We start from the raw sequence: 24,345 nt of genomic DNA, 5'->3' as shown, positions 1-24,345 counted from the left end.
CACACCCACCCAAGTACTCCGCGACTTAAATACCCAACGGGTACTGTTGAAAGTATAGGAGCGGCCTGCGGAGCCGTGATGTGGCCCCTTTCCGTGCCGTTCTCCGGCAGCGGTATAGCTCGCGCGCATGGCAGCCGAGCGACAACCACAGTTGTCKGCTTTCCCTGACAGCGGCATCTGGCACGGACGCCAGCAGGCCCACAGGGAACCCCCTTTCGCTGTGATCTCGCCCACACCGCCGTGCCGCTTTTGCGATAAAATGCCCCGTTTGCCGGATGTCCCAACCGGTGCCCCGTCCGCGTACCCAACGGAGACCCCAACCGTGTACCTGCTTAGTGGGTACACCCGGCGTGGCGCATCTGCGCAGCTCGGAGGGTATCTGGGGTGTACCCAAGTGGGCCAAGACTTAGTTGCCTACTRGCATCCTATCTAATCATGGTCGCGGGCAGGGGGGTGGCCTGCGGAACGTGCCGCTCTTGGCGAAAGCGGATCGCACGGTTAGCGTTTATTCGCCGAATTCCCCCTCTGCCTGTTCTGTGAGGTGCCGTGGTCGATCCGTCCCGCCTGCCCCGTCCCGCTCACACCGACCCGCGCGACGATCCACCGCACAGCGCGGACGGGCCGCCGCGGACCGGAGCGGCGGGCACGGGCGCGGATGGCGCCGAACCGGCGCCAGAGGCGGGCGGGCCGACCGACCGGGCGTTTCACCTCGCGCGGGTCTGCGCCGGATTCACCACCACGRTCAGCCGCCGCTCGGCGGAACGCCTCGCCCGACTGCTGTCCCCGCCCGACGACGACGGGCAGCAGGACTCTCACGCGGCCTGAGAACCCGCCACCGGGCCGCCCACGGACACCGGTGGCGGCCCGTCGACGTGTAACCGCCGGGCAGGACCGTAACCGCAGAGTTACACCCTCGGTTACTCGTGAGACCTGCGCTGACCTGCGCACGAGCATCGGTGTAACGGGTAACCCGCGGCGCGGCCCGACCCGTCAACCCGGCCTAATACGGCTCTCGGGTCGCCCAGGCGGGCCTTACCGGTTACCCCCGCCCGCACGTTCCGGGCGGGCAGCTTGACGGCGATGYTGTCCCGATCCGGCCGGGCTCGTCGCGGCGCGGTCCGGCGGGGGTAGCGGCGTGGGGCGGGGGTAGCGGCTGCGCTACCTACGCCGCTACACGCCGTGGCCGCGCTGACCTGCGCGGACGTAGAGGTGTAGCGGGTAGCGGCCCGACGCGGCCAAGCCGTCCACGCGGCTCTGGCGGCCGGTGGACGGCGGGTACCACCGCTACGCGCTACACCGCTGATCGCTGTTTGCCTGTGTTTGCCTGCGTTTGGAATAGATAGCCGCCGGTCGGCGTTGTGATTGATGTCAGGGCCTGTTTCGCCGTGTCCCCGCACCGCGCGCCCGGTCGACCCGACCAGGCGCATCGCCGTGTGAGGTGCCGTTGGTCGGTCCGTCCGTTACCCGTCGTCCCCCCTCCACGCCGACCCCCACCGACGACGACGGACCACCGGACCAGCCATCGACCACCGACCCGCCGGGCGGTGATCCGACCGACCGGGCGTTTCACCTCGCGCGGGTCTGCGCCGGATTCACCACCACGATCAGCCGCCGCTCGGCCGACCGCCTCGCCCGACTGCTGTCCCCACCCGACACCGCCACCGACGACGGGCGAGACGGCCCCCACGCGGCCTGAGAACGCCACAGCGGCACGAACAGACCGACAACGGCACGGGGCGCCCGCCCACGTTCACCGTGGGCGGCCCCGCGGCCGTTGCGCGTCTGCTACCCGCCAGGGTCACAGCGGGTTCTGATCGATGTGGATACGGCTGTAGTCGAACTGGCCACGCGRCACCCGCGACTCGTCGATCACCACAGCGGCGAACAGGAACCRCAGCACCGCGTTCATCCGCTCGTACTCCTCGGCCTCCACCAGCGCATCCCACGCCGCGCGGGCATGCGGCCCGGTCAGCCCCGCCAGCACCTCCACCGCCGGGCGCACCACCGTCTTGCGCTGCACCTTCTTGATCCGCTCCTCCACGGTGCGGCGCATCTCCCGGTACTCCCGCGACTTGATCTCCCGGGCGTTCCACATCGCCTTCAACTCCGCCAGCTCCGCGTTGTCCTCCTCGATCGCGGCCTGGTCGGCATCCGTCAACGTCGCGGCGGCTTCCTGCCCCGACGGGTCCAACCGCGTCAGCAGATCCACCGCCGCATCCGTGACGAACGCCTCCAACGCCGGAGCGTTGATCCGCCGGGAGCACTTCTGCTCATCCGTGCGGTACTTGCGCGAGCACAGGTAACCCGGCGAGACATGCCCACCGGTACCGGCCATCCGCGTGCCGCACCGCTTGCACGTCACGATCCCGCGCAGCAGGAAGAACCGGGCGGGGGTCCTGGTCGCCGCGTGCGCGGCGGCCCGGTAGGAACGCCGGTCGCGGATCTCGGCCCACGTCCMCGGATCGAAGATCGCAGGCCAGATCCCCTGACCGATCTCCTCACCTCGAAACACCCGGATACCCGCCGCGTGGTGCGAGTCCAACACCGCYAGCACGGAGAACTCGTCCCACGGCCGCCCGCTGGCGGTCACCTTGCCCTGCTCGTTGAGCACAGCGGCGATCTGGATCGACGTGGCGCCGTCCAGGTAACGCGCGGCGATGTCCCGCGCCACCTCCGCCTCCGCCTCGACGATGCTCATGCCGTCCGGTGTGTAGCCGAACCGGCGCTTRCCCGGATGCGGCTTCCCGTCGTTGGCCCGGTCCACCATCGCGTCCTTCATCCGCCGCGACGTGTCATCCGACGACCGGCACGCATGCGCCACCTCGATCCGCAGGAAGAACCGGTCATCCGGATCGGACAGGTCCCGCTGGTTGGCCTGCCCATGAAGAGTGATGTCCCGATCATCCGAGATCGCCAACAACTCCTCAAGATCCTTCGGCTGTCGCATCAGCCGGTCCGGATGGTAGGCCACCACATGCTGAACCTCACCAGCACGCGCCACCTCCAACAGYCGATCCCACCCCTTGCGCTTACGATCACGCTTCCACGCCGACCGGTTGTTGTCGACGAACACATGCGCCACCCGCAACCCCAACCGGCGCACCACCTCCCGGCAGATCCGCTCCTGCCGGTCCACCCCCGTCTGGTCCTCGTCCGCCACGTGCGAAATCCGGCAGTAGATCGCCGCGGACTGCCCCGCCCAGTCCTCCCGCGACGCCCGCTTACGCCCGTACCGCGCCTGACGCCGAATCCGCGCCTGCCCTGGCCCTGTGCCCGTTTCGCCCATACCCATATGCTACGAACAGCCAATGACTGAGTCCGGCGTCATGAACATCGCGAAAATCATCAGCGTGACCGCGAACAGCGCGAAACCCGCCGAGGGGATCACCCGCGGATGGATCAGGTCCCCGAAGATCCCAATGATCGGCACGCACACCATCGCGAGGATCGCCATCGGCGCGACCACGAGCCCGGCGTCCGCGCCGGACATCGCGCGCACCGATTCCAGATAGAAGTACAGCGGCACCAGCACCGCCGGGACGGCCGCGCCAGCCGCGGCGACGGCGACGTTCGAGAGCGCGAAGTTGCGGTCCCGGAAGATGCCCAGCGGCAGCAGCAGCTCACCGCCGGCGCCGCGGGTCTGCGGATGCGGACCCGGGAAGGCATGAAGATCGCCAAGGCCAAGGGCCGGCTCCGCGGCAAGAAACCGAAGCTCAACGCCCGGGCTGACGCTGTTGGCCGCGTCGGCGGCGGCGTGTTGCTCCTGCCGGTGTTTACCGCACTGTTCGGGCTGCGCTTCGCGGTGCCCGTGCTGACGCTGACCCAGTTGTCCAGCAACGGCAGCCGGGCCTGGTTCAATCACCGGGAGCTGCGCTGGCCGCTGATCGGCTGGTTCGCACTCGGCGCGGTCCCCCTAGCTAGGCAATCCCGTCCCTACCGGGCCCCGTTGCCCCACCCCCTGGGAACACGCCCACAGGCGCCGCCCTGGACAATCACCTTCGGCGGGAACCGGAACCCGGCGAATTCTGACGTCGGAACCGGTGGACGGACACGACGTCGACGCATCACTCGAGCATGACTGATCGGTCGCCGAGATGGCGAGCTTCGCCGACGCAACAGTGCCAACCAGCTGGGTCCTTGAGGCCGACAGGACCCGCCTACGCCGCGCACTCGCCGAGGCGGCTGCCGTGCCTCTCCCACAGAGGCGCGGCAGCCGGCTTGATGACCATCCACCGTCCGGTGACTCGTCAGCCGCCCAAAGACGTGGACAGCGCGGTCAACGCCTGCTTCTCGCTGGCGGGGTCAGGGTGGGATGCCCGCACTGCGCTGAGGGCGTCGTCGATCCGACCGTCGAGGAACGTCCAGGCGTTGCTGTCCATGGGCTTGAGCGTGGACTCATCATCGTCCCAGGTCGTCTCGAGACCCTTGATCCGGGCCTTGGSACCGCTCTGGTCGCCCGTGTTCACCTTGGTGAGCGTGTCGTCGACGATCGCCTTGAGGCTGGCGATATCGGCCGCTGGGAAGTGAGCGACTGCCTGGGCGGGGGTGAGCTGGATGGTGTTGGAGGCCGATCCGCCCTCCTCCGCCGCGATCGGAGAGGTGTGCGGGGTCTGCGCGGTGTGGTGGAGCAGAAGCCCGGCCGCGAGTGCGGCCACGGCGTAGAGGCTGAGGGCGAGTCGCTCTCGGYCGGGGCCCGCGCCGTGGACGCCGGTGTCCGGCGCCTCCGACTCGGGGATGACGTCCGCCTTCGACCAGGTGAGGTAKAGGACGGTGGCCCCGATGGCGACGAGGAAGATCACACTGGTGAGAGCGGTGCCCAGGCCCAGTCCCTGCTCGGATTTCGGGGTTGCGAACCAGTCGCCGATGTTGGCGCCCAGCGGCCGGGTGAGGATATAGGCCAACCAGAAGGCGAGCACCGGCTGCCCGCCGAACCGCCAGGCGACGACGACGATCGCGATGAGGGCGGCCGGGAGCAGGACCGCCTTGCCCGGRCCCCAGCCGCTGAGTTCGAGGGTCCAGTCGCCGGCGGCGGTACCGAGCGCGAAGGTCACCAGGACCGCGAGCCAGTAGAACGCCTCGCGGGGCGTCGAGGTGATGCTGTGGATCGACAGGGTGCGCTCACGCGCGTACCAGACGCCGAAGACGACCGCCAGGAGGAGAGCGAAGATCGTGGTGCTCACCTTCAGCGGAACGCCCTGGCTGTCCGTGAGGATGTCGGTGTAGAGCGTGCCGGTGATACTCACGACCACGACGGTGAGCCAGTAGGCCAACGGCACGTATCGGCGCAGCCGCATCTGCGCATAGAGCACCGCGGCCAGGACAGCGGTGAACAGGAGCGCCGTCCTGGTGAGGCCGACGCCGAGCGTCATGTTGATCCAGTCGGCGAAGCTCTCGCCGACGGTGGTACAGAGGATCTTGATTACCCAGAACCAGATCGTGATCTCGGGGACCTTGTTCAGCATCTCGCCCTCCCGGGAGGAGGGTCGGCTGACGGTCAGTTCGGTGGTCATGTGTGGCAGCATCGCGAAGAGATCCTGCAATCAACCTGTACGAGTGTCGGCCCGAGCGTCTGGGTCACGAGCAGGCGTCGCCGCGACGCGGAGAACACCTCGGCTCGGCGCCCGCCGCCGAGTCTGCGCCGCGAAGCGCCGACTGGCCGTCAAGGTTGCGTGCAGGTTCTGCTCGTCATCATGCGGACCGGACATGAAGGGTCGCAGTACTGACGGAGGAAGCGATGATCACGATCGGGGTCTGCGAGGACCAGGAGTCCATCCGGACCATCCTTGTCCGAGGGCTGCGTCAGGCTGGCTACGAGGTGGTCGTCGCCCACGATGGCCGCGAGGCGCTCCGCCAGTTCAGCCCGGACAACAACGTCGGCGTGATCATCATGGACATCGGCCTGCCGGACGCTGACGGCCGCGATGTCGTCCAGGCGCTCAAGTCAGTCGGGCAGCGCGCTCCCGTCCTCTTCCTGACCGCGCTCGGTGYGACGCACGACCATCTTGCCGGTTTCGCCGCCGGCGCGGACGACTATGTCACCAAGCCGTTCGACCTGCGGGTGCTTCTGGCACGCCTCGAGGTTCTGGCGCGCCGTGGACCTGCCAGCGCCATCAGCGCGGGCGGGCTTGTCCTCGACCCGGTCACGCACTCGGCCCGCACCGCGGCGGGACAGGTACGCCTCACCCCCACCGAGTTCCGGATGCTGGCGGCGATCACCGCTCGGCCGCACGAGGTGGTGCGCAGAAGAAGTGTCATCGCCGCTGCCTGGCCCGACGGAGCGATCGTCAGCGACAACACCGTCGACTCCTTCATCCGCCGTCTGCGGAGCAAACTCGAGTCGATCGACTCGCCGACGGGAATCGAGACGATTCGAGCCGTCGGATTCACGATGACGCGGAAGGATGGCTAGGCGAACGGTGGCGAACTGGGCTTCCCGGGTCGTGACCTGGCGCCTGCGGTGGCGGGACCGACTGAGTCTGCGGGCACAGCTCGTCACGATCACGGCCCTCCTCGCCAGCGCCGTCGCCGCCGGTCTGGTGATCGTTGTCCAGATCTCCCTCGCCGGCGCCGCGCGCAGCACCACGGACAGGGTGCTGAACGATCACGTCAAGGCCCTGGTGGCCAGCATCAGTGCGGCGTCACCCGACGGGGCCCTCCACGTGCCCCGATCCCAGCTCAACCCGGGCGTCGCGGTCTACGACACCTCGGGGTCACGGGTCGCCGGAACCATTCCGCCCTCCATGCAGGAGGAGTACAAGGAACTTTCCACAACGGACAGGCAGCGCATCGTCGAAGGCGGCGAACCCTTCGCCATCATGGCCCTGCCCTTCACGACCTCATCGAAGCTGCAGGGGGTGGTGATCCTCGCCGAGCCCCTGGCTCCCTACGAGCGGAACGAGCAGGCAGCGATGGTGGTCTCCATCATCGCCGGGGCGCTGCTCGTCCTCATGGCCGCCGGCTCGGCGGCGTGGATCAGCAGGCGGGTGCTGAGCCCGGTGGAGCAGATGGCACGCACGGCCGCCGAGTGGAGCGAGCACGACCTCGAGCGCCGGTTCGCACTCGGAGCCCCGACCAACGAGATCCGGGCTCTCGGCAGCACCCTGGACGGGCTGCTGGACAAGGTCGCCTCCGTCATCAGGGCCGAGCAGCGTCTCACCTCGGAGCTCGCCCACGAGCTTCGGACGCCGTTGACCACCATCCACGGAGCCGCCGACCTGCTCGCGCTGCGCACCGATCTGGACGACCAGGCGCGCGAGGACGTCGCACTCATCAAGAACTCCAGCGCGTCGATGTCCAACACGATCAGTGCGCTGCTGGACCTTGCCCGCCGCCACCGCCAGGCGCTTCACAGCGACCGCACGCAGCTGGACGACCTGGCGGTCAAGCTCAAAGGCCTGCCTTTGCCCCGCGGCCACGTGAACGTCGACCTGTCCCCGGCGCTTTCGATCAACGTTCCCGAGGTACTCGCCATCCGCGCGCTCGCCCCGATCCTGAACAACGCACTCCAGGTCTCGGACCGCGCCTGGGTCAGTGCGCGGGCCGACGGCCGAAACGTGACCCTACTCGTGGCCGACAGCGGCCCCGGGGTGCCCGACCAGTGGGTGGAGACGTTGTTCGAACCCGGCTGGAGCGGGAACGGGGGCTCCGGCCTCGGACTCTCGCTCGCGAAACGGGTGGCGCGCAGCGGCGGAGGCGACGTCTCGCTCGTCGAACAGTACAACCAGTACGGCGGCGCCACCTTCGCCGTCATGTTCCCCGGCGGCCGCGCCGCCCGCACCCAGCACTAGCTCGTCGCGGCCGGCGGTTCGGGCAAACTGCTTCAGCTCGCAAGCCCCGGCCGCTCGAGCCCGCGCGGCCAGCCGTGGCGGGCGCCGGTCGGGTCGCCCGCGAAGATCCGACCTCGAACACGCCTCAGCTCTCAGCCCGCCCTGGATCAGGCCCCTACGGCTGGAAGACGGCTCGGATGCTTGGTCTTGAACAGCTCATAGCCGTGGAGGGTGTACGGCCGGGCCGGTCTCGGCCCACTTCGCCCATGAACTCGTGCCAGATGACGTCGCCGGCCTCGCCGGATCGGCGTGCGCCGGGGCACGTCCGGGTGCTGCTTCCCGCGGCAAGCGCGGCTTGCGATCGCATGCTTGTGTCGTAGCTGAGGTTAACCTAAGCTTCGGCTCCATCGGTGGGGGACACGACGACGGGGCTGATGTGAGCGAGACACGGACACTGATTCTCGGGTTAGTCGCGGGCGTGACGATCCTGCTCGGTCTTCCGCTGGGCCGGCTGCGCCGGCCGATGCCGGCCGTGAGCCAGTTTCTCAACGCGRCAGCGGTCGGTATCCTGATCTTCCTGGTGTGGGACGTGCTCGCGCACGCCTGGGAGCCTCTCGACGCCGCGCTGGGCAAGGTGCATGACCACACGGGCGGCCTCGCGCCAGTCTTCGGGTACGGAGCGTTGTTTCTGGGCGGCCTTTCCATCGGGCTCCTGGGCCTGCTCGGCTACGAACGTGCGCTCGCGCGCCGTTCTCACCGGCCACAGCCCGTCGATGCGGCCGGGCGGCCGCGTCGCGTCGGGCCGGGTGCCATGGCGGCCGACGAGCTCACCGCACGCACACCGCCGGTCGAGTCAGGCCATTCCCCGGCCCGCCGGCTCGCGATGACCATCGCCGTGGGCATCGGCCTGCACAACTTCGGTGAGGGGTTGGCCATCGGCGGCAGCGCCGGCCGGGGTGAGATCGCCCTGGCCACCCTCCTCGTGATCGGCTTCGCGCTACACAACGCAACCGAAGGTTTCGGGATCGTCGCGCCGCTCGCCGCCGAGACCGACCGGCCCGGCTGGGGCTTCCTGCTGCTGTGTGGGCTCATCGGAGGCGGTCCCACCGTGGCGGGCACTGCCATCGGCCGGCAGTTCACCAGCGACCCGCTGAGCGTGATCTTCCTGTCGCTGGCGGCGGGTTCGATCCTCTACGTCGTCGTGCAGCTCATCGGGGTGGCGTCGCGCCTCGGCYGCAAGGACCTGCTCTACGTCGGGATCCTGGCTGGGCTTACCGCCGGGTTCCTCACCGACGCCGTCGYCACCGCAGGCGGTGCCTGACCCGTCGGCCCGTTGACGGGGTAGCCCTCGGCGCACAGCTTGTCCAACGCCGCGTCCAGGTAGACCGTGTTCCATAACGTGATGCAGTTGATGACCAGGCCGAGCGCGCCGAGCTGGTCTTCCATGCCGGCGTGGTACGGCTCGCGTAGTTCCCCGCGCCGGCCGTGGAAGACGTGCTTAGCCAGGCCGTGGCGGCCTTCCTGCAGGTTGCGCATCCGTTTGATAGCTCGCCGGTAGGACTCGGCGTCGACGTAGGCCAGCACGTGCAGGGTCTTGAAGATCCTGCGGTACATCRGGTCGATGGCATGCAGCGAGTCCCGCGGCGTGCCCGACAGCACCATTCCGGCCACCTCCACGCCCTGGTCGTTGACCATGGTGAGGTAGGTGGCGCCCTTACGCCGGCCGAAGTACTTCGGGTTCGGCCGGGCGTGGATCGAGCGGACCGGCACGACGAACCGGGTGCCGTCGACCGCGGCGACCAGGCCCCGCCCCACGCCTGCGCGGTGGCGATGTCGGCCTGCCCGGCGATCAGCGGGGCGTTCGCGGCGGCGTGCGTCTCGGCCCGTACGTAGTTCTGGTAGATGTGGCTGATCCGCGCCCTGGTCGCGGTCGATGTCCCGGACGACGACACCGGTCAGGAGTCGGTGCTGGCGTTGATCAAGTCGGTGCCGGGCAACGTCAGCCTGGACTCGATGCTGACCGAGATCCGTAAGCTGCGTGCGGTCCGCGCGGTCGACCTGCCCGACGGTCTGTTCGCCGATGTCGCCCCGCGGGTCGTCGCGGCGTGGCGGACCCGGGCCGCGGTGGAGTCCCCGTCGCACCTGCGTGACCATCCCGACCCGCTGATGCTGACATTGCTCGCGGCCTTGCTGCACCACCRGCACGGGGAGATCACTGACACGCTGGTGGAGTTGCTGATCTCGACGGTGCACCGGATCGGCGCGCGGGCGGACCGGAAGGTCACCGAGGAGCTGATCAACGCGTTCAAGCGGGTGACCGGCAAGGAGAACATCCTGTTCGCGATCGCTGAGGCCTCGCTCAGCAGTCCGGACGAGCCGGTCCGTGAGGTGGTGTTCCCGGCGGTCGCGGGTGGGGAGCAGACGCTGCGGGAGCTGGTGGCCGAGTTCAAGACGAAGGGGCCGGTGTACCGGCGCACCGTGCGGACCACGCTGAAGGCGTCGTACTCGAACCACTACCGGCGCGGGCTGATCGCGCTGCTCGAYGTGTTGGAGTTCCGGTCGAACAACGACACCCACCGGCCGGTCCTCGACGCCCTCGACCTGATCCGCCGATACGCCGACACCCGGCTGACGTACCTCCCCGTCGGGGAGACGGTCCCGACGCACAAGGGGCTGCTGGGCGACTGGAACGAGCTGGTGTTCACCGACCCGGCCAAGGGCCCGAAGCGGGTCGTCCGCGGCGTCTACGAGATCTGCACCTTCCAGGCCCTGTGCGACAGCCTGCGCTGCAAGGAGATCTGGGTCGTCGGCGCGGAGAAGTGGCGCAACCCCGATGAAGACCTGCCAGCCGACTTCGAGGCCCAGCGCGCCACGCACTACGCCGCCCTGCGTAAGCCGCTGGACCCGACCGCCTTCATCGACCAGCTACGTGAGGAGATGCGGACCGAACTCGCGGCGCTCGACACCGCGCTGCCGAAGCTGCCCTGGCTGGAGATCGCCGAGCGGGGCAGGAACGGCCCGATCCGGCTGACCGACCTCGACGCCGCACCCGAACCGCGCAACCTGCGCCGCCTCAAGGCCGAGGTGCGGACCCRGTGGGGCACCGTCCCCCTGATCGACATGCTCAAGGAGGCGGTCCTGCGCACCGGCTGCCTCGCGACCGCGACCACCATGGCCGGCCGTGGCGACCTGGCCCCCGAGGTGCTCGCCGAACGGCTGATGCTCGCGATCTACGCCTACGGCACCAACACCGGCATCCGCGCGGTCGCCGGCAACGCGCAGAACGGCCACAGCGAGGACGACCTGCGCTACGTGCGCCGCCGGTATCTGACCGCCGAGCTCGCCCGCACGGTCGCCGTCGAGATCGCCAACGCCACCTTCGCCGCCCGGGCGCAGCAGGTCTGGGGCTCCGGCTCCACCGCGGTGGCCAGCGACTCGACGCACTTCGGCGCGTTCGACCAGAACATCTTCACCGAGTGGCACTCCCGCTACGGCGGCCGCGGCGTGCTGATCTACTGGCACGTCGAACGTAAAAGCATGGCGATCCACTCTCAGCTGATCAGCTGCACCGCGTCCGAGGTCGCGGCGATGGTCGAGGGCGCGATCCGGCACGGTACGGCGATGGAKGTCGAGGGCACCTACGTCGACTCCCACGGCCAGTCCGAGATCGGCTTCGGGATCACCCGTCTGCTCGGCTTCGACCTGCTCCCACGTATCAAGCGGATCAACAAGGTTCGGCTCTACCGGCCGGCTGCTGGCGAACCGGACGCCTACCCGCGGCTCGGTCCGGCGCTGACCCGGCCGATCCGCTGGGATGTCGTCGCCGAACAGTACGACCAGATGATCAAATACGCCACCGCGATCCGGACCGGCACCGCCTCCGCCGAGGCGATCCTGCGCCGCTTCACCCGGACCAACGCGATCCACCCCACCTACCAGGCCATGATCGAGGTCGGGCGGGCGCAGCGGACCCTGTTCGTCGCCCGCTACCTACGCGACCGGGACCTGCAACGCGAGATCGGCGAAGGCCTCAACGTCGTCGAGTCCTGGAACCGCGCCAACAGCGTMATCTTCTTCGGCAAGGGCGGCGACATCGCCACCAACCGCCGCGACGAACAGGAACTCTCCGTCCTCTSCCTACGGGTCCTGCAGGCCGCCCTGGTCTACGTCAACACGCTCATGGTCCAGGACGTCCTCGCCGACGACGCCTGGGCCGAGCAGCTCACCGACGCCGACCGGCGCGGCCTGACCCCGTTATTCTGGACGCACGTCGCCCCGTACGGCGAGGTGAAACTCGACATGACCAGCCGCCTGACACTCAGCGTGTCCGCCGCGGCGCCGCTGGTGTAGACCCGAACAGCCYGGCATGCCTCGGGTCGGGGGGAAGAGACTGAGACATGCCGGGTCCGGCTGGTAACCGCATCCCTCGCCAGGAGAGTTCAACGACGCTCGTCACGTGCCATACGCGTCGCGTGTGAGGGTGGATAGTGCCGCTCGTAGATCGGCGTGAAGMTGGTTGTGTGCCGCGCTAATCGCGTGTTCCTTCTTCGTCCGCTCCGCGCCATATAGGTAAACGGGGCCGACCCGGAGACTCTCCTCCTCCCACCTGTAACGTGCGTGTACATGGCCGTGGAGATGCGGCCAGAGGTTCCCCAGCACTTCGTAGTTGATCCGCAGAAAGTCTTCGTCCCGAGCCGCGCATACCTGCRAGACGGCCTCGCCGAGAAGGGACAGGTCAAAAAGGAAGTCCATTCGTTCTGGGCGGGGAARGTCAGTCAGATGGTTTGCCGATCCGGCGTAGACGAGCAGGCAGTAGCMGGGGAGATGCTGCGTGCTGCCTAGCACTGCCCATCCAGTGCGCATTHGATGGAGAACGTGGGGTTCCTCACCGCTTTCCAACGTGGTAAGCCATTCGCTGCTCATGTCCACGCCCTCCGTGCCCTGCGCTGTGTCTGCGCGGTCTACACCAACGGGCGCCATACGTTAGCATAAGCACATGATCGATCGGGTCGCTACGCTATGTGATTTGGCTGAAGGTCAGTGGGGGTGTGTCACGGAGCGGCAAGCGGAGAGAGCCGGTGTCTCCGTCGTCGAGCTTGGGCGTTTCAAAGAAGCAGGGGTCGTTGAGCCTGTCATCGAGGGGGTGATGCGTATTCGCGCTGGTGGGAGGCATCTTTTTCCGCGGCTGTACAGCCAGTGGCTGATGYTGGATCCGGAGCGGCCGGGGTGGCTGCGGGATGCCCCGGGGTGCGGCGTTGTCTCCCATGCCACGGCGCTGCGGGTCTACGGGATTGGTGACCGGCCGGGACTCGGCGTGGAGTTCACGCTTCCCGCTGGCCCAGCCCGGCCAAGGAGCTCTCATCCTGGCATCGTCCTGCACTCTGGCGAGGTAGCTGCCGATGAGTGGACGACCCGGTCCGATCTTTTTGTGACCACTCCCGCACGCACATTGCGCGATCTAACCTACAGCGGGCGGTTCGACCTCGCCGAACTCGGCCGCGTCGCCSACGCCTTTCTGCGCACCCACCTAGCGAACGAGACCGAGTTGGCTCGAGGTCTGGAAGTAACCGCCAGGACATCGCCCTACAGCGGTGAAACCGCGRGTTCGTTGGAGTCGATTCTGCGTGCGGCGGACGAGGACAGCGTAGACTTCCCCGCCCACCCGCAGCGCTAGTCAAGCCCATGGCCGACACAGACAGCCATAATCCCGACTCCCACATCGGGCCGGAGTTCCGTGAGGCGTTCCCCTCATGGTCGGAGTTCCGTTCCTACGTCACCGATCGGGCTCGCGCAGCGGAGTTCAATGCCGACCGCGCACTTCACCAGATCTTGACCGGGGACTTCGCAGCGCGCCTCATGAACCGAACCCCGCACGACTGGATCATCTTCGGTTCGCTGGCGCTTCCTTCCCGGCCCGCCACAGACTTCTCGTGGCCTGCCGACTTTCTTCCCGCTCAGCCGAACGAAATCCATCCCGCGTATGTGATGGCCCGATCCGCGTTCGATCTGGRCCTGTGCGCTCTCGACATCACGGAATCCTACGGCGTTCATGTCAAGCAGGCTGTGGATGCGGTCACGGTGAACGCGGGCGACACCGCCCGAGCTGAGCGTGGGCTGGGCCTTGGAGGACTGGTCCGCTACAGCGCCGATGTCAGGGTCTACGACAGCGGGAAAATCATGGGAGTGATCGTCGCCCAGCCGATCGACCCGAGATACGGGCCCGGCCAGGCACGTCCCGTCGACGACCCAATCGGACTTGAGATCGACATCAAGCCGCCCGACCGGGTTCCTCTGTTCGGCCCGGCCCACCACGCCGAACGGTCCATCGTTGGCATCGCCGTGCCCGGCCTGGCGCCCGTTACCCCCATGATGTACCCCACGGCCAGCCAGCTCGCAGACAAGATCTCCATGCTGAGYGGGCCAGCCCCCGGTTCGTCCCGCCAGGTCGCACCTGGCCCTCGCCACCGCTACAAGGACCTCTTCGACATCCACTACATGATCCGTACCTGTTCCGTGGAGGCCCGTCACATGCGGGAGGCGCTTGAGGTCAACAACCAGGTCCGCTTCGGCCGCGATGGCCTGCCCMATCCCTACCACGTCTACGGAGCCGGCCGCAGACCCGGTGAACTCGACGTTCCCTGGCGGTCGGCGGTGAACACGTTCAAGGCCGACCAGCCACAGCTCGCGCGCTACCCCGACTTCGACGCGATGGAACGCGCCGCGGCAGGCTTCGTGGCAGAGCTGACCACAGCGTCTCCGACCAGCACCTGGGCACCAGGACGCGGCTGGTCCCCTCCCCGCTCGGATCTCCACGCGCTGGCATTCCCCCGGCCACCATCTCTCAGACCCGGTCCACGGACCCCGCCCGCGCAGCCTCGCACGCTCCCGCCTCACCCGGGCCAGGCGCCCCGGCCACCAACGCGATAGAGGACTTGCTTCGCAGCGTTTCTGCGCCACCCTGGAAGTAGCCGAGCTTCAAGAAACCTACGTTTCCTGAAGCTCGGCCCGAGATGATCCACAACAGTCCTGGAGTCGTCAAAAACTCCTTCAAAAACCGGCACCGTCAACAACCCCGGCGGGACCGTTTGCTGAGATGATCGCGGTCGTGACCGCAGCTTTCGAGCCCGCGAAGTTCCTCGCCGCCGAGCCGGCGGTGCTCACCCACATCCGGATCGGCTACGCCCGGGTGTCGACCGGCGGGCAGAAGCTCGAGCGCCAGATCGACGCGCTCACCGCCGCCGGCTGCCGGCGGATCTTCGCCGAGAAGCAGTCCGGCCGCGACACCGACCGCCCCCAGCTCACCGCCTGCCTGGCCTTCGCCCAGCCCGGGGACACGCTCGTCGTGCCCGCCCTCGACCGGCTCTCCCGCTCCCTGCAAGACCTGATCACCACCGTGGGCGACCTACGCCGCCGCGGCGTCGGGTTCACCTCCCTGCACGATAACCTCGACACCACCACCCCCGGCGGCCGGCTCGTGTTCCACGTGTTCGCGGCGCTGGCCGAGTTCATCCGCGAGCTCATCGTTACTGGAACCCGCGAGGGCCTGGCCGCCGCCCGTGAACGCGGCCGCGTCGGYGGCCGGCCCACCGTCGCCACCCCAGAGATCATCCGCGCCGCCCGCGACATGCTCCCCAACCCGGACGCCAGCGTCACCTCGATCGCGAAGCTCCTCGGTGTCAGCCCCGGCACCCTCTACAACCACATCCCCGACCTCCGCGAACTCCGCGCCGCCGGCCGGACCCGCCACCAGCTCGACGCCGCCCCGCCGCAGGCCAGCTAGATCATCGCCGTTTGCGGCTGGTGACACGTTTCTTACCGGCACCCCATCTTGCGGTCATGGACGAGCTGTGGCDGGCGCTGCGCGGCGCCCCCGGCCTCGTCGAGCACGCCGACGCGCTCACCCGGCTCAACCGGGCCCGCGGCATGGCCAGCCTCATGGTCACCCATTCGCTGGCCGACCTCGACGCGCTACCCACCGAGGAGGACCGGGCCAAGGCCGCCGGCTTCATCGACCGGGCCGCGATCACCGTGCTCGCCGGCCTGCCGCCCCGCGAACTCGCCCGCGTCCAGCAGATCACCCCGCTGACCGACGCCGAGGAACAGCTCGTCACCTCCTGGAGCGCGCCGGACTCCTGGCGGGCCGGCGCCCGCCACCCCGGCCGCGGCAAATACCTGATCAAAACCGGGGGGAGGCTCGGGATACCCGTGCAGATGACCCTGCTGCCCGCCGAGGCGGAGCTGTACGACTCCGACGCCGCGATCCGCGACGCGGCAATGTGGGACGTGCGGTGAACGGCCGCGGGCCGGTCCTGCCCTGGGTGATCCTCGGCGGCCTGTGGGGCAGCATCGGCGTCGGCTGGCTGGCATGGATGACCGTCCGCCTGGCGGCCGTCGTCGGGGGCGGCCATCCACCGGCGTTCGGCGCGTTCGTCACCGCCGTGCTCGCCGGCGACGCCACCCGGGCCACCGGCGCAACCCCGGCCGGGTGGGTTGTGGTGTTCGCCGTGCTGGCCCTCGCCGCCGCCACCGCCCTGGCCGTCGTCGCCGTGCGCGCCGTGCGCCGGGCACGGCGGCGTCGGCGCCGCTCGGCACCCTGGCGGCTTGCCCTGCCCTCCCTCGCCGACCCGGCCGACCTGGCCACGCTCACCCCTGCCGGCGCCGCCGACCGTGCCCGCGCGCTGCGCCCCTCCCTGTCGGATGCCGATGCCCGCCGGCTCGGTGACGACGCCGGCCTGCTCCTCGGTGACCTGCTGCCCCGCGGGCTGCCGCTACGCGCATCCTGGGAGGACGTGCTCCTGGCGGTCATGGCTCCCCGGGCCGGGAAAACCACGGCGCTGGCGATCCCGATGACCCTCGCCGCGCCGGGCCCGGTACTCGCCACCGGCAACAAGGCCGACCTGTGGGCCGCCACCGCACAGGTGCGGGCCGGCGACGGCCGCCGGGTGTGGACGTTCGACCCGCAGGCCATCGCCCACGCCCCCCAGACCTGGTGGTGGAACCCGCTCGCCGCCGTGCACGCCGTCGAGGACGCCGACCGGCTCGCCGGGCATTTCCTCCAGGAGATCCGCGGGGAGAAAACCGGCGGGGACTTCTGGCAGGCCGCCGCCGGGGACCTGCTCGCCGCCCTGTTCCTCGCCGCCGCCACCAGCGGGCGCACCCTGCTCGACGTCTACGAATGGCTCAACGACTCCGCCAGCCCCGTCCCCGCCGAACTCCTCGCCGCCGGCGGCTACCCGGCCGTCGCCGCCGGGCTGCGCGGACGGCAGGCCGGCGCCCCCGAAACCCGCGAAGGCGTCTACGAAACCGCCCGCGCCGCCGCCCGCTGCCTACGCAACGACCGGATCCTCGCCTGGGTCACCCCCGGCCACACCGACCGTCACCTCGACGTGACCACGATCCCCGCCAGCCGCGACGTGCTGCACCTGCTGTCCAAAACCGACGAAGGCGCCGCCAGCCCGCTGGTCGCCGCGCTGACCGACCAGATCGTCCGCGCGGCCGTCACCGCCGCCGAACGCACCGGCGGCCGCCTCGACCCGCCGCTCGCCMTCGTCCTCGACGAAGCCGCGAACATCTGCAAGATCGCCGACCTGCCCGACCTGTACTCCCACCTCGGCAGCCGCGGCATCGTCCCCCTGACCATCCTGCAGTCCTACCGCCAAGGTGTGCGCGTCTGGGGCGAGGCCGGCATGGACGCCCTGTGGTCGGCGGCCACCATCAAAATCATCGGCGCGGGCATCGACGACCCCCGCCTCGCCGACGACCTCTCCCGCCTCGTCGGCGACCACGACGTCGACACCACCTCGATCAGCTACTCCGCGCAGGGTGCCTCCAGCACGGTCAGCAGCCGCCGCCAGCGCATCCTGGAGGCCGCCGACATCCGCGCCATCCCCAAAGGCCGCGCGCTGCTGCTCGCCACCGGCTCCCGCATCGCCGCGATCGCCCTGCGCCCCTGGTACACCGGCCCCCGCGCCACCGAGATCACCGCCGCCATCCGTACCGCCGAAGCCACCCTGACCGCCCGCGCCACCGGCGCCCACCCCGCCGGCGAGGAGGAGACCGATGACAGCCCCCTCACCCACCTCTGACCTGCAGGTGACACTCGACGCGCTCACCGCCCGCCTGGCCCGCCTGGAAACCGCCATCGACGACCACGACGCCGCTTTCAGCGACCTCACCAGCACCCCGACCGCCCCGGCGGGCAGCGCCGACAGCCGCGGACAGGAACAGCAGGAACAGGCCGACCCGCTCTACCCGGACGTGGTCGCGTTCGTCGAACAGTTCTTCGCCCCCGCCTTCGCCCGGCCACTCGGCGGGGAGTTCCGCTGGTGCCCCCACTGGTGGGACCACACCGAAGCCGGCCTCATCCTCGAGGCCTGCTGGCGCACCTTCGAACACTTCCGACTCAACCCGCAGACCGGCATCTCCGACTGGCTGACCCACCACCTCTACCCCCACCTGCACCGGCTGATGAGCCCCACCGGCCCGTTCGCCCGCTGCAACCCCGACCGCGCCACCCACCCCCATGAACCCGACCAGTCCCTGCGTACCGTCCCCCCATCCGCCGGCTGGCCCGCCGGCGCCCCGGAGGTCAACGACCCCTACGGCCACGACGGCGATGCCGGCGCCTATCTGAAATAAGGGCGTGGAGAATCCTGTCTCACTGACCGGCGGGAGAGGAGAAAGACAGCATGGAGAACACCGAAGAGTCCGTCGTGGGTGGCCTTACAGCCTTCGAATGGCATGACGCCACTGCGGCGTCCTGTGAGACTGCGGTCGAGGAGATCAACCAGGTTGTGGGGGGCTACGCCTCGCTGGTGTCGGCTGCGGCCGACGACCCGGGAGGTTCCAGCCCCACAGACGTCGCGGGGTGGCGGCAGCAGATGAAGGCATTTGCCGACCTCCGGCGGGAGCTGCGCCCCGACGACCCGCAGGCCGTCACCGAGGCGCGGCGTGCCTCCGCCGCGGCACTGCGCTACCTGGAGTCGATGCGTGGCCAGTGATGTTGACCGGGAGCGCTACCGGCTGTCCGAGGCCCGCAACGACCAGATCTTCCATGATCTGATCGTTCCAACGGAGTATGCCGGACGGCCGAGGCAGGCCGCKCCGGTCGTGGTGTTCCTCGCAGCACAGACGGGTGCCGGTAAGACCGCCACGGCGCTCATGGTGGCTCAGGCGCTCGACCGGCGCGGCGGAGCCATCCACATCGACCTGGATGTTCTCAAGCCGTATCACCCGATGTACCCGTCGCTCATGGCAGCGGACGACACCACAGCCGGCGCCTACACCARCATCGACGGACGCCGGTGGATGCAGAAGGCCCAGGAATGGGCTATCGACCACCGCATCGACGTGCTCATGGAGTCGGCGATGCGACTTCCGGACGAGTTCGAACATCCGGCGCGGCGTTTCGCCGCGGCCGGCTACCGCGTCGAGGTGGCCTTTCTCGCCGTCCCCGCGGCGCTGAGCCGGCTGGGGGTGTTAGACCGGTACTGGACGCAGGTCGCCGCACACGGTTACGGCCGRCCGATCGATCCAACCATTCACGACGCCTGCTTCGAGGCGATTCTTCGTGAAGCAGACGCCATCGATCTCCGAACAGTTCCCGTGCACACCACCAGCGTGTTCCGTCGCGSAAACACGTCTCTGTACCTGAACAGTCGCGAGCCCGACGGGTTGTGGCGGCACCCTCCGCGGACGGCTGCAGCGATCCACACCGAACGAACCCGGACATGGACCCCCACCGAAACACGCCGCTTTGCGCAGGCCGCGCGCAGAGTACATGCGCTGGCACGGGCCACGGTCGAGAAAGAGATGGTGGAGGACGTGATCGACCTGGCCCGTCCGCTGCTGGCCGCCCCCTGGACGAACTCCCCTCTCCCAGCGACGGACCTCCTGCCCTGCCTGGCCGGTGGCACCCTGGCYGCCGGCTTYCCTCGACCCCTCCAATCGATAGCAACCGCGAGAGTGCGGCAGGAGAGCAACCAGCGGATGCAGCCCCCGTCTCCACCATCGCCCCACCAAGAGGGCCACCCCCGCCGGTAATGACAATGCCGTAATGATCAGCATTCTTGCCTGCCTCCTCGAGGACTCGCCGCAGCAGGAGACCCGTCACAGCCGTAGCCGCCTCGCGCGGTCCGGCTGGGGGTCAGCGGCGTGGACCGGCCGTGCGGGGTGGCGTGGGGCCGGCCTCTGGGGTGCGGGGTGGGCTGGCGGGGCCGGTGGGTGGGGTGGGGCGAAGCGGGCTGGCGGGGTAGGCGGCGCGGCGGGTCTGCCCGGCGGAGCCGCCGCGGCTCTGCCGGGTCTGGGAGGAGGTGGTGGGGCGGCGGGGCTGCGGGCTGCGCGAGGTCACACGATCCTGTCGGTGGGCGGCGTTGTGCGCTTTTTGCGCCCGCTGCTGGGCCCAGCGGGGGGCGGTGGTGGGGTCGGCCAGCCAGCCGAGGCGGGCGTGCAACGTCGCCGCGGCTGTCGCTGCGTCCCGCCGTTCCAGTCCGCCGGCCATGCCGCGGGCATGGCGGAGCACGTCGGCGGGATGCAGGGACAGGTCGCGGGCAAGTGTGGTGAGCCGGCGGGCGAACGCGTCGAACGCGTCCGCCTCGCGGATCGCGTCCCGTAGCGCGGGCCTGTCCGCGAACACCGCGCTGACGGCCTGTTTGGCGGCGGCCCGGTCCTCGGCAGGCAGGTCGGTGGTGCGGTGCTGCCGGGCGGCAGAGTCCTGCCGATCGGCGCCGCGGTCCCGCGCGGACCCGTCTCGGTCGGCGCTGTTGCCCGGACCGTCGCCGTGAGGGAAGCGGCGGGCATGGTGGTGGGAGGCCCAGGCGTCCTGCTGGTCGCGGAGCCGGGCGGTTTCCTGCTCGGTCTTTCCGGATTTGCGTTCGACGAGGATCTGCGCGGCGAACGTGACGGCGGTCAGCGCTCCGATCGATTTCTCGGCGGCGGCGCTGACGGCGTCGGTCAGTGGATCCGGGTAGCTGGGGGGTGCCTGGGTGGGCTGCGGGTCGGTCACGAAAGGGACTCCAGGTCAGCGGGCACGGGACTGGTCGGCGGCGGTGTCCACCGAGGCGGGCCGGGGCGGCAGGGACAGGGCGGCAAGGACAGGGCGGGTGGAGGACGGGTAGGCGGCGGCGAGCGCCGCCGCGGCCCGCGGCCCCCCGGCACCCGGCAGGGCAGCGGCGGCGCTGATCTCGGCGGCGGACCGGTTGCCGGTGCCGCTGTGCAGACGGGCCAGCGCCGCGCCGGACAGGTCCCCGACGGCGTCGAAGACCGCGCCGATGACATCACTGGCGTCCAGGCCGATACGCCCGGCGGTATAGGAGACGAGTCCGCCGACGAGCGCGGGATCCTCGGTGGCGATGATCGGTGCCACCGCCCGCAGGGCGGTGAACTGATGTTCGAGGAAGCGGCGGTGGTCGTCGTCGAGCCAGGCAAGGCGCTGGTCAATGACGGCGGCGGCCAGGGGCCGTAGCCGCGCCGGGTCGCTCAGCGCGGCGCGCAGCGCGTCCGGGCCGGCGGTAGCCAGCAGCCCGGCGGGGTCGGCCCCGGCGGGCAGGTCGGCGTGGTGCAGGCGGGTGTCGAGGTCGCGTAGCACCTGGTAGGCGCGGGCGGCGGCACGCAGCCCGGCGGGGTCGGGGTCGTGGGCGACGGTGATCCCGTCCCGGCCGGGGGTGGCGGAGCCCAGCACACGGGCGTGGTCGGCGGTGAACGCGGTGCCGCAGGCCGCCACCGCGGCCAGGGCCCGGCCGGTCTGGCGGGCGGCGACGGCGACGGCGAGCACGTCGGTGGGCCCCTCCACGACGACCGGCCGGGCGCCGGCCGCGAGCAGGTCGCGCTGCTCGGCCAGGCCGAACAGCAGCCGACTTTTGTCGAAGAGAACCGTAGTGGGGCTGTTGAGGTATTTCGGGGTCTGCCCGTCAAGCGCCCGGCCGATGAACCCGACGATCCGCCCGTCGGGGTCACGCAGGCCGAACAGCAGCCGGTGACGGAACCGGTCCACCAGGGTGCCGCGGCGGGTACGAGCGGCCAGGCCGGMGTCGAGCAGCTCCTGCTCGGTGAACCCGAGGGCGTGCAGTTGGTCGACGAGCCCGGTCCAGCCGGGCGGGGCGTAGCCGACCATCCACCGCGGATCAGACGCGACGTCGGCCAGGCCCCGCTCGGCGAGCATCCGTCCGGCCGGGCCGTCGGCGGCGCCGGTGAGGTGCAGGGTGTACCAGCGGGCGGCTGCGCGGATCGCGTCGTAGAGCCGGGCATGCTCGGCGCTGGCCTGTCGGGGTGGGGGCGGTAGCGACGAGTCCGCGTGGACGCGCAGCGTCCGCGCCCGGGTGGCAAGGCCTTCGGTCCGGGGAGTGTTAGCGCGCCGGCGTGCTTCGCGGAGTTGCTGGGCACCCGGGCGCGGGCCGGGAGCCAGAGCATGGCCCAGCCGGTCGGCGGCGCTCCACACCCGACGGGTGGCCTCACGGACGACGCCGGCCGGATCCGCTCCGGCGGCCCACTGCCGCGGATCGGGCAGGGCATCAGGGACGGGCAGGGGGACACCGGCGTGGGCGGCGACGAGGTAGGCGACGCTAAGCGCCTCGGCGCGGTCCCGCCCGACGCAGTCGACCTGCGGGCCAAGATCCGGGTGCAGCATCAGGTGGGCGGCGGCATGCGCGAGATCCTGCATGATCCCCAGATCCGCGAGGAACGTCGGGGGGTGGGTGACCGTGCGGTGGACGCGGTCCATCCGCACCTGGCCACGCTCGCCGGCGGCGAGGCTGTAGCCGCGGGCGTGGAACAGGCGGGTCAGCGGGTCGACGAGCAGGGCAGCGTCCCGCACCGGGTTTGCTCGCGTGCGGGCCTGCCCGGCCAGCGCCAGCCACCGGGCCCAGCCGTCGCGGCTGCCCGCCTGCGCGGCCGCGGCCGACAGGTGGGCAGCGACCTGCGGCTCGACCGGTCCCGGTCCGCTCACCACGGCCGGGAGCCAGCCGACGACTCCACCGCCGCTAGGCGGCGGTGCAGTGCCGCGACAGTGTCGGTCAGCGCCTCGTAGGCGGCGGTCAGATCCTCGATCTGCTGCTGCTGGGCGTCGAGCAGGGTCTGCTGGTCATCGAGACGCTGACGCAGAGCGGCATCGGTGTCAGGCATGGCGGGCGGCTCCTACCGGTGAGGGCGGGTGGGCGGCGTCGGATCAGCCAGGGTCGACCGGGCGTCCTGCGACGGTGCGGCCACCGTAGAAGCCCGCACCGCGGCGGTGCGGGGGCGCGGCGGGCTCAGGGCGGCGGTATGCTGGCGCAGCGCATCGCCGGCGGCCTGGGCGTCGCGGGCGGCGTCGAGGGCCTGCTGGGCGCGGCGCAGCCGGGCGATGGCCTCGGCAAGCTCGGCCAGGGCGAGCAGCAACTCGGCGGCATCGTTGCGTTGCCCGCCGATCCGCCCGAGCGCACGCAGCAGCCGCGCCTGCCCACGCAGCAGATCGGCAGTCCCATCGGCGTGGGGGGTACGGCCGTAGGGGGCAGCGCCGGCCTGCACCAGACGGCGGGCGGCGCCGTCGAGCACACCCGGCCCGCCTCCGCCGAACAGGTGGGCGGCGGCGCCGGCGAGGTCGCCGGCGGCATGCGCGGCCGGTTCCCCCGTCCCCGCGGCGGCCGGATCGGTGGCGGCGGTGTGGATATGGCCGGCAGCGACGCGGGCGGCGCGGGCCGCGTCGGCGACCGTCTGCCGGCGGGCGGCCGGATCGACGATCCGCCGCCCCTCCGCGACGTCGCCATCCGCGGGTGGGGTCCAGCGGCGGGCGAGTTTCGGCAGGGACAAGTCGGCGCCCAGCCTCGACCCGCCGTACCAGACTGGCTGCCCGTCGCCGGTCAGATCATCGGGCCACGCCACCGCGTAGCCGGTGATCTCACCAGGGTCCCGGTCACTGTGCCGCCAGCGGACCAGCAACCCGTCCCGCTCGAGCGCGGCGGCGAAACTGTCCCGGTCATGCGCGCTCACCGCGGCCGCGCGCACCGTGCGGGCCAGCCGGACCCGCACCGGCTCCTTCTGCCCACGCCGGGCAGCTTTCTCGCGTTCGGCGCGGGTCGTCTGGGGGCCGACGGTGCGGTTGGGTGGGCGGGTGCGGCGGAGGCCGTGGCGGATCTCTGCGTCCCGGCACACCTCCCCTACCCGGTGGTAGTCGGAGTCCGGATGAGCCCGTCGCCCGTCGCCACGGGCCAGTACGACGACGAGGTGGACGTGGTTGTCAGCGTGGCGCACCGCAGCCCACCGGCAGCCGTGTGGATCGTCGGCCGGGGCCAGACCCGTGCGCACGACCATGTCCGCGCACACCTGCCGCCACTCGGCGTCGGTGAGCGTCCGGTCCTCGGGTGCGGCGGAGATCGACAGATGCCACACGATCGCCTTCGGACGGATCTGCGGTGGGGTGAGTTTGATGAACTGGTTCATCCACCGGCCCAACGGGCCTATGTCGCGGCTTCCGTCAGGCAGGCGTGGTGGTTCGAGGAGTTCGTGGTCGTCGAAGGCGCCGACCAGATGTGGGTCCACGTGCTCCTYCGACTCGCGGAACAGGTAGTAGAGCAGGCCGTGGACCTCCTTCCCCCGCACCACCTTCCCG

At 70.3% G+C, this 24,345-nt stretch carries 21 protein-coding genes and 2 pseudogenes; 15 read left to right on the top strand and 8 right to left on the bottom strand.

Going from position 1 to position 24,345, the window contains the following annotated elements:
• Positions 1–546: 546 nt before the first annotated feature.
• Both CcI156_RS09620 and CcI156_RS09615 read left to right on the top strand, forming a co-directional pair.
• Positions 547–825 carry a hypothetical protein gene (locus CcI156_RS09620; protein ID WP_076805347.1) on the top strand — a complete coding sequence of 93 codons (279 nt, stop codon included), beginning with the start codon at positions 547–549 and terminating at the stop codon, positions 823–825.
• A 619-nt stretch (positions 826–1,444) separates the two neighbouring features.
• Complete coding sequence (locus tag CcI156_RS09615) at positions 1,445–1,696, top strand: hypothetical protein (protein WP_023840299.1); 252 nt, start codon at positions 1,445–1,447, stop codon at positions 1,694–1,696.
• Positions 1,697–1,798: 102 nt separating this feature from the next.
• Here CcI156_RS09615 and CcI156_RS09610 read toward each other — a convergent pair whose 3' ends face one another.
• A complete protein-coding gene (locus CcI156_RS09610; RefSeq protein ID WP_254847349.1) occupies positions 1,799–3,286 on the bottom strand; it encodes a recombinase family protein in 1,488 nt (495 codons plus the stop codon).
• A 354-nt stretch (positions 3,287–3,640) separates the two neighbouring features.
• Here CcI156_RS09610 and CcI156_RS27685 point away from each other — a divergent pair.
• Positions 3,641–3,733, top strand: a pseudogene (locus CcI156_RS27685) (recombinase family protein); the annotation flags it as partial.
• A gap of 254 nt (positions 3,734–3,987) precedes the next feature.
• On the opposite strand, the pseudogene CcI156_RS26780 reads toward CcI156_RS27685, so the two are convergent.
• Positions 3,988–4,065: pseudogene (locus CcI156_RS26780) on the bottom strand (IS6 family transposase); the annotation flags it as partial.
• Positions 4,066–4,247: 182 nt separating this feature from the next.
• Positions 4,248–5,522, bottom strand: a complete 1,275-nt coding sequence (locus CcI156_RS09600; RefSeq protein ID WP_076805345.1) for a hypothetical protein — start codon at positions 5,520–5,522, stop codon at positions 4,248–4,250.
• A gap of 212 nt (positions 5,523–5,734) precedes the next feature.
• On the opposite strand from CcI156_RS09600, the gene CcI156_RS09595 reads away from it, so the two are divergent.
• The 3 genes from CcI156_RS09595 (at position 5,735) to CcI156_RS09585 (ending at position 9,087) form a co-directional block, all read left to right on the top strand.
• Positions 5,735–6,409 (top strand): response regulator transcription factor, encoded by a 675-nt coding sequence (locus CcI156_RS09595; RefSeq protein WP_076805344.1) that lies wholly within the window; start codon positions 5,735–5,737, stop codon positions 6,407–6,409.
• Complete coding sequence (locus CcI156_RS09590; RefSeq protein ID WP_011436781.1) at positions 6,402–7,787, top strand: HAMP domain-containing sensor histidine kinase; 1,386 nt, start codon at positions 6,402–6,404, stop codon at positions 7,785–7,787. The genes CcI156_RS09595 and CcI156_RS09590 overlap by 8 nt, the downstream gene beginning before the upstream one ends.
• 415 nt (positions 7,788–8,202) lie before the next feature.
• A complete protein-coding gene (locus CcI156_RS09585; RefSeq protein WP_076805343.1) occupies positions 8,203–9,087 on the top strand; it encodes a ZIP family metal transporter in 885 nt (294 codons plus the stop codon).
• On the opposite strand, the gene CcI156_RS09580 is transcribed toward CcI156_RS09585, so the two are convergent.
• Complete coding sequence (locus tag CcI156_RS09580; protein WP_076805342.1) at positions 9,015–9,581, bottom strand: Tn3 family transposase; 567 nt, start codon at positions 9,579–9,581, stop codon at positions 9,015–9,017. The genes CcI156_RS09585 and CcI156_RS09580 overlap by 73 nt on opposite strands.
• A gap of 87 nt (positions 9,582–9,668) precedes the next feature.
• Between CcI156_RS09580 and CcI156_RS09575 the strand changes: the two genes are divergently transcribed.
• The 9 genes from CcI156_RS09575 (at position 9,669) to CcI156_RS09530 (ending at position 19,808) form a co-directional block, all read left to right on the top strand.
• Complete coding sequence (locus CcI156_RS09575) at positions 9,669–12,116, top strand: Tn3 family transposase (protein WP_076805341.1); 2,448 nt, start codon at positions 9,669–9,671, stop codon at positions 12,114–12,116.
• A 1,078-nt stretch (positions 12,117–13,194) separates the two neighbouring features.
• On the top strand, positions 13,195–13,440 hold the full coding sequence (locus CcI156_RS09565; RefSeq protein WP_139341463.1) for a hypothetical protein: 246 nt from the start codon (positions 13,195–13,197) through the stop codon (positions 13,438–13,440).
• A gap of 8 nt (positions 13,441–13,448) precedes the next feature.
• Positions 13,449–14,693: a nucleotidyl transferase AbiEii/AbiGii toxin family protein gene (locus CcI156_RS09560; protein ID WP_076805339.1), complete on the top strand. Its 1,245-nt coding sequence runs from the start codon at positions 13,449–13,451 to the stop codon at positions 14,691–14,693.
• A gap of 166 nt (positions 14,694–14,859) precedes the next feature.
• Positions 14,860–15,546 carry a recombinase family protein gene (locus tag CcI156_RS09555; protein WP_023840304.1) on the top strand — a complete coding sequence of 229 codons (687 nt, stop codon included), beginning with the start codon at positions 14,860–14,862 and terminating at the stop codon, positions 15,544–15,546.
• A 56-nt stretch (positions 15,547–15,602) separates the two neighbouring features.
• A complete protein-coding gene (locus CcI156_RS09550) occupies positions 15,603–16,058 on the top strand; it encodes a hypothetical protein (protein WP_217697685.1) in 456 nt (151 codons plus the stop codon).
• The gene (locus CcI156_RS09545; RefSeq protein WP_076805338.1) at positions 16,043–17,851 is read left to right on the top strand and encodes a type IV secretory system conjugative DNA transfer family protein; all 1,809 of its coding nucleotides are present in this window, start codon (positions 16,043–16,045) and stop codon (positions 17,849–17,851) included. Before CcI156_RS09550 ends, CcI156_RS09545 begins: the two co-directional genes overlap by 16 nt.
• Positions 17,826–18,404, top strand: a complete 579-nt coding sequence (locus CcI156_RS09540) for a DUF4913 domain-containing protein (protein ID WP_011436772.1) — start codon at positions 17,826–17,828, stop codon at positions 18,402–18,404. Before CcI156_RS09545 ends, CcI156_RS09540 begins: the two co-directional genes overlap by 26 nt.
• A gap of 50 nt (positions 18,405–18,454) precedes the next feature.
• Positions 18,455–18,766 carry a hypothetical protein gene (locus CcI156_RS25580; RefSeq protein ID WP_011436771.1) on the top strand — a complete coding sequence of 104 codons (312 nt, stop codon included), beginning with the start codon at positions 18,455–18,457 and terminating at the stop codon, positions 18,764–18,766.
• Positions 18,756–19,808, top strand: coding sequence for a zeta toxin family protein (locus tag CcI156_RS09530; protein WP_076805337.1), 1,053 nt, complete (start codon positions 18,756–18,758; stop codon positions 19,806–19,808). The genes CcI156_RS25580 and CcI156_RS09530 overlap by 11 nt, the downstream gene beginning before the upstream one ends.
• Positions 19,809–19,911: 103 nt before the next feature.
• Here CcI156_RS09530 and CcI156_RS25575 read toward each other — a convergent pair whose 3' ends face one another.
• Genes CcI156_RS25575 through CcI156_RS24715 form a run of 4 tightly spaced genes read right to left on the bottom strand, consistent with a single transcriptional unit; the run spans position 19,912 to position 24,338 of the window.
• Positions 19,912–20,769, bottom strand: coding sequence for a hypothetical protein (locus tag CcI156_RS25575; RefSeq protein WP_011436769.1), 858 nt, complete (start codon positions 20,767–20,769; stop codon positions 19,912–19,914).
• Between the two features lie 15 nt (positions 20,770–20,784).
• Positions 20,785–22,710 carry a toprim domain-containing protein gene (locus tag CcI156_RS09520; protein ID WP_076805336.1) on the bottom strand — a complete coding sequence of 642 codons (1,926 nt, stop codon included), beginning with the start codon at positions 22,708–22,710 and terminating at the stop codon, positions 20,785–20,787.
• Positions 22,704–22,883: a hypothetical protein gene (locus CcI156_RS09515; RefSeq protein WP_023840308.1), complete on the bottom strand. Its 180-nt coding sequence runs from the start codon at positions 22,881–22,883 to the stop codon at positions 22,704–22,706. Before CcI156_RS09515 ends, CcI156_RS09520 begins: the two co-directional genes overlap by 7 nt.
• A 12-nt stretch (positions 22,884–22,895) precedes the next feature.
• Entirely contained in the window at positions 22,896–24,338 is a 1,443-nt protein-coding gene (locus CcI156_RS24715; RefSeq protein ID WP_217697684.1) for a relaxase/mobilization nuclease domain-containing protein, read from the bottom strand.
• Positions 24,339–24,345 lie beyond the last annotated feature (7 nt).

Origin of the sequence: Frankia sp. CcI156 (assembly GCF_001983015.1) — a bacterium.
Classification (GTDB): Bacteria; Actinomycetota; Actinomycetes; order Frankiales; family Frankiaceae; genus Frankia; species Frankia casuarinae.
Note: the sequence above shows the minus strand (reverse complement) of the source record. Positions and strands in the feature narration are given on the sequence as shown.

Bases quoted from the DNA above. Each gene is read 5' to 3' on its own strand.
- CcI156_RS09590 (WP_011436781.1), top strand. From the start codon at position 6,402: ATGGCTAGGCGAACGGTGGCGAACTGGGCTTCCCGGGTCGTGACCTGG.
- CcI156_RS25580 (WP_011436771.1), top strand. From the start codon at position 18,455: ATGGAGAACACCGAAGAGTCCGTCGTGGGTGGCCTTACAGCCTTCGAA.
- CcI156_RS09515 (WP_023840308.1), bottom strand. From the start codon at position 22,883: ATGCCTGACACCGATGCCGCTCTGCGTCAGCGTCTCGATGACCAGCAG.
- CcI156_RS09540 (WP_011436772.1), top strand. From the start codon at position 17,826: ATGACAGCCCCCTCACCCACCTCTGACCTGCAGGTGACACTCGACGCG.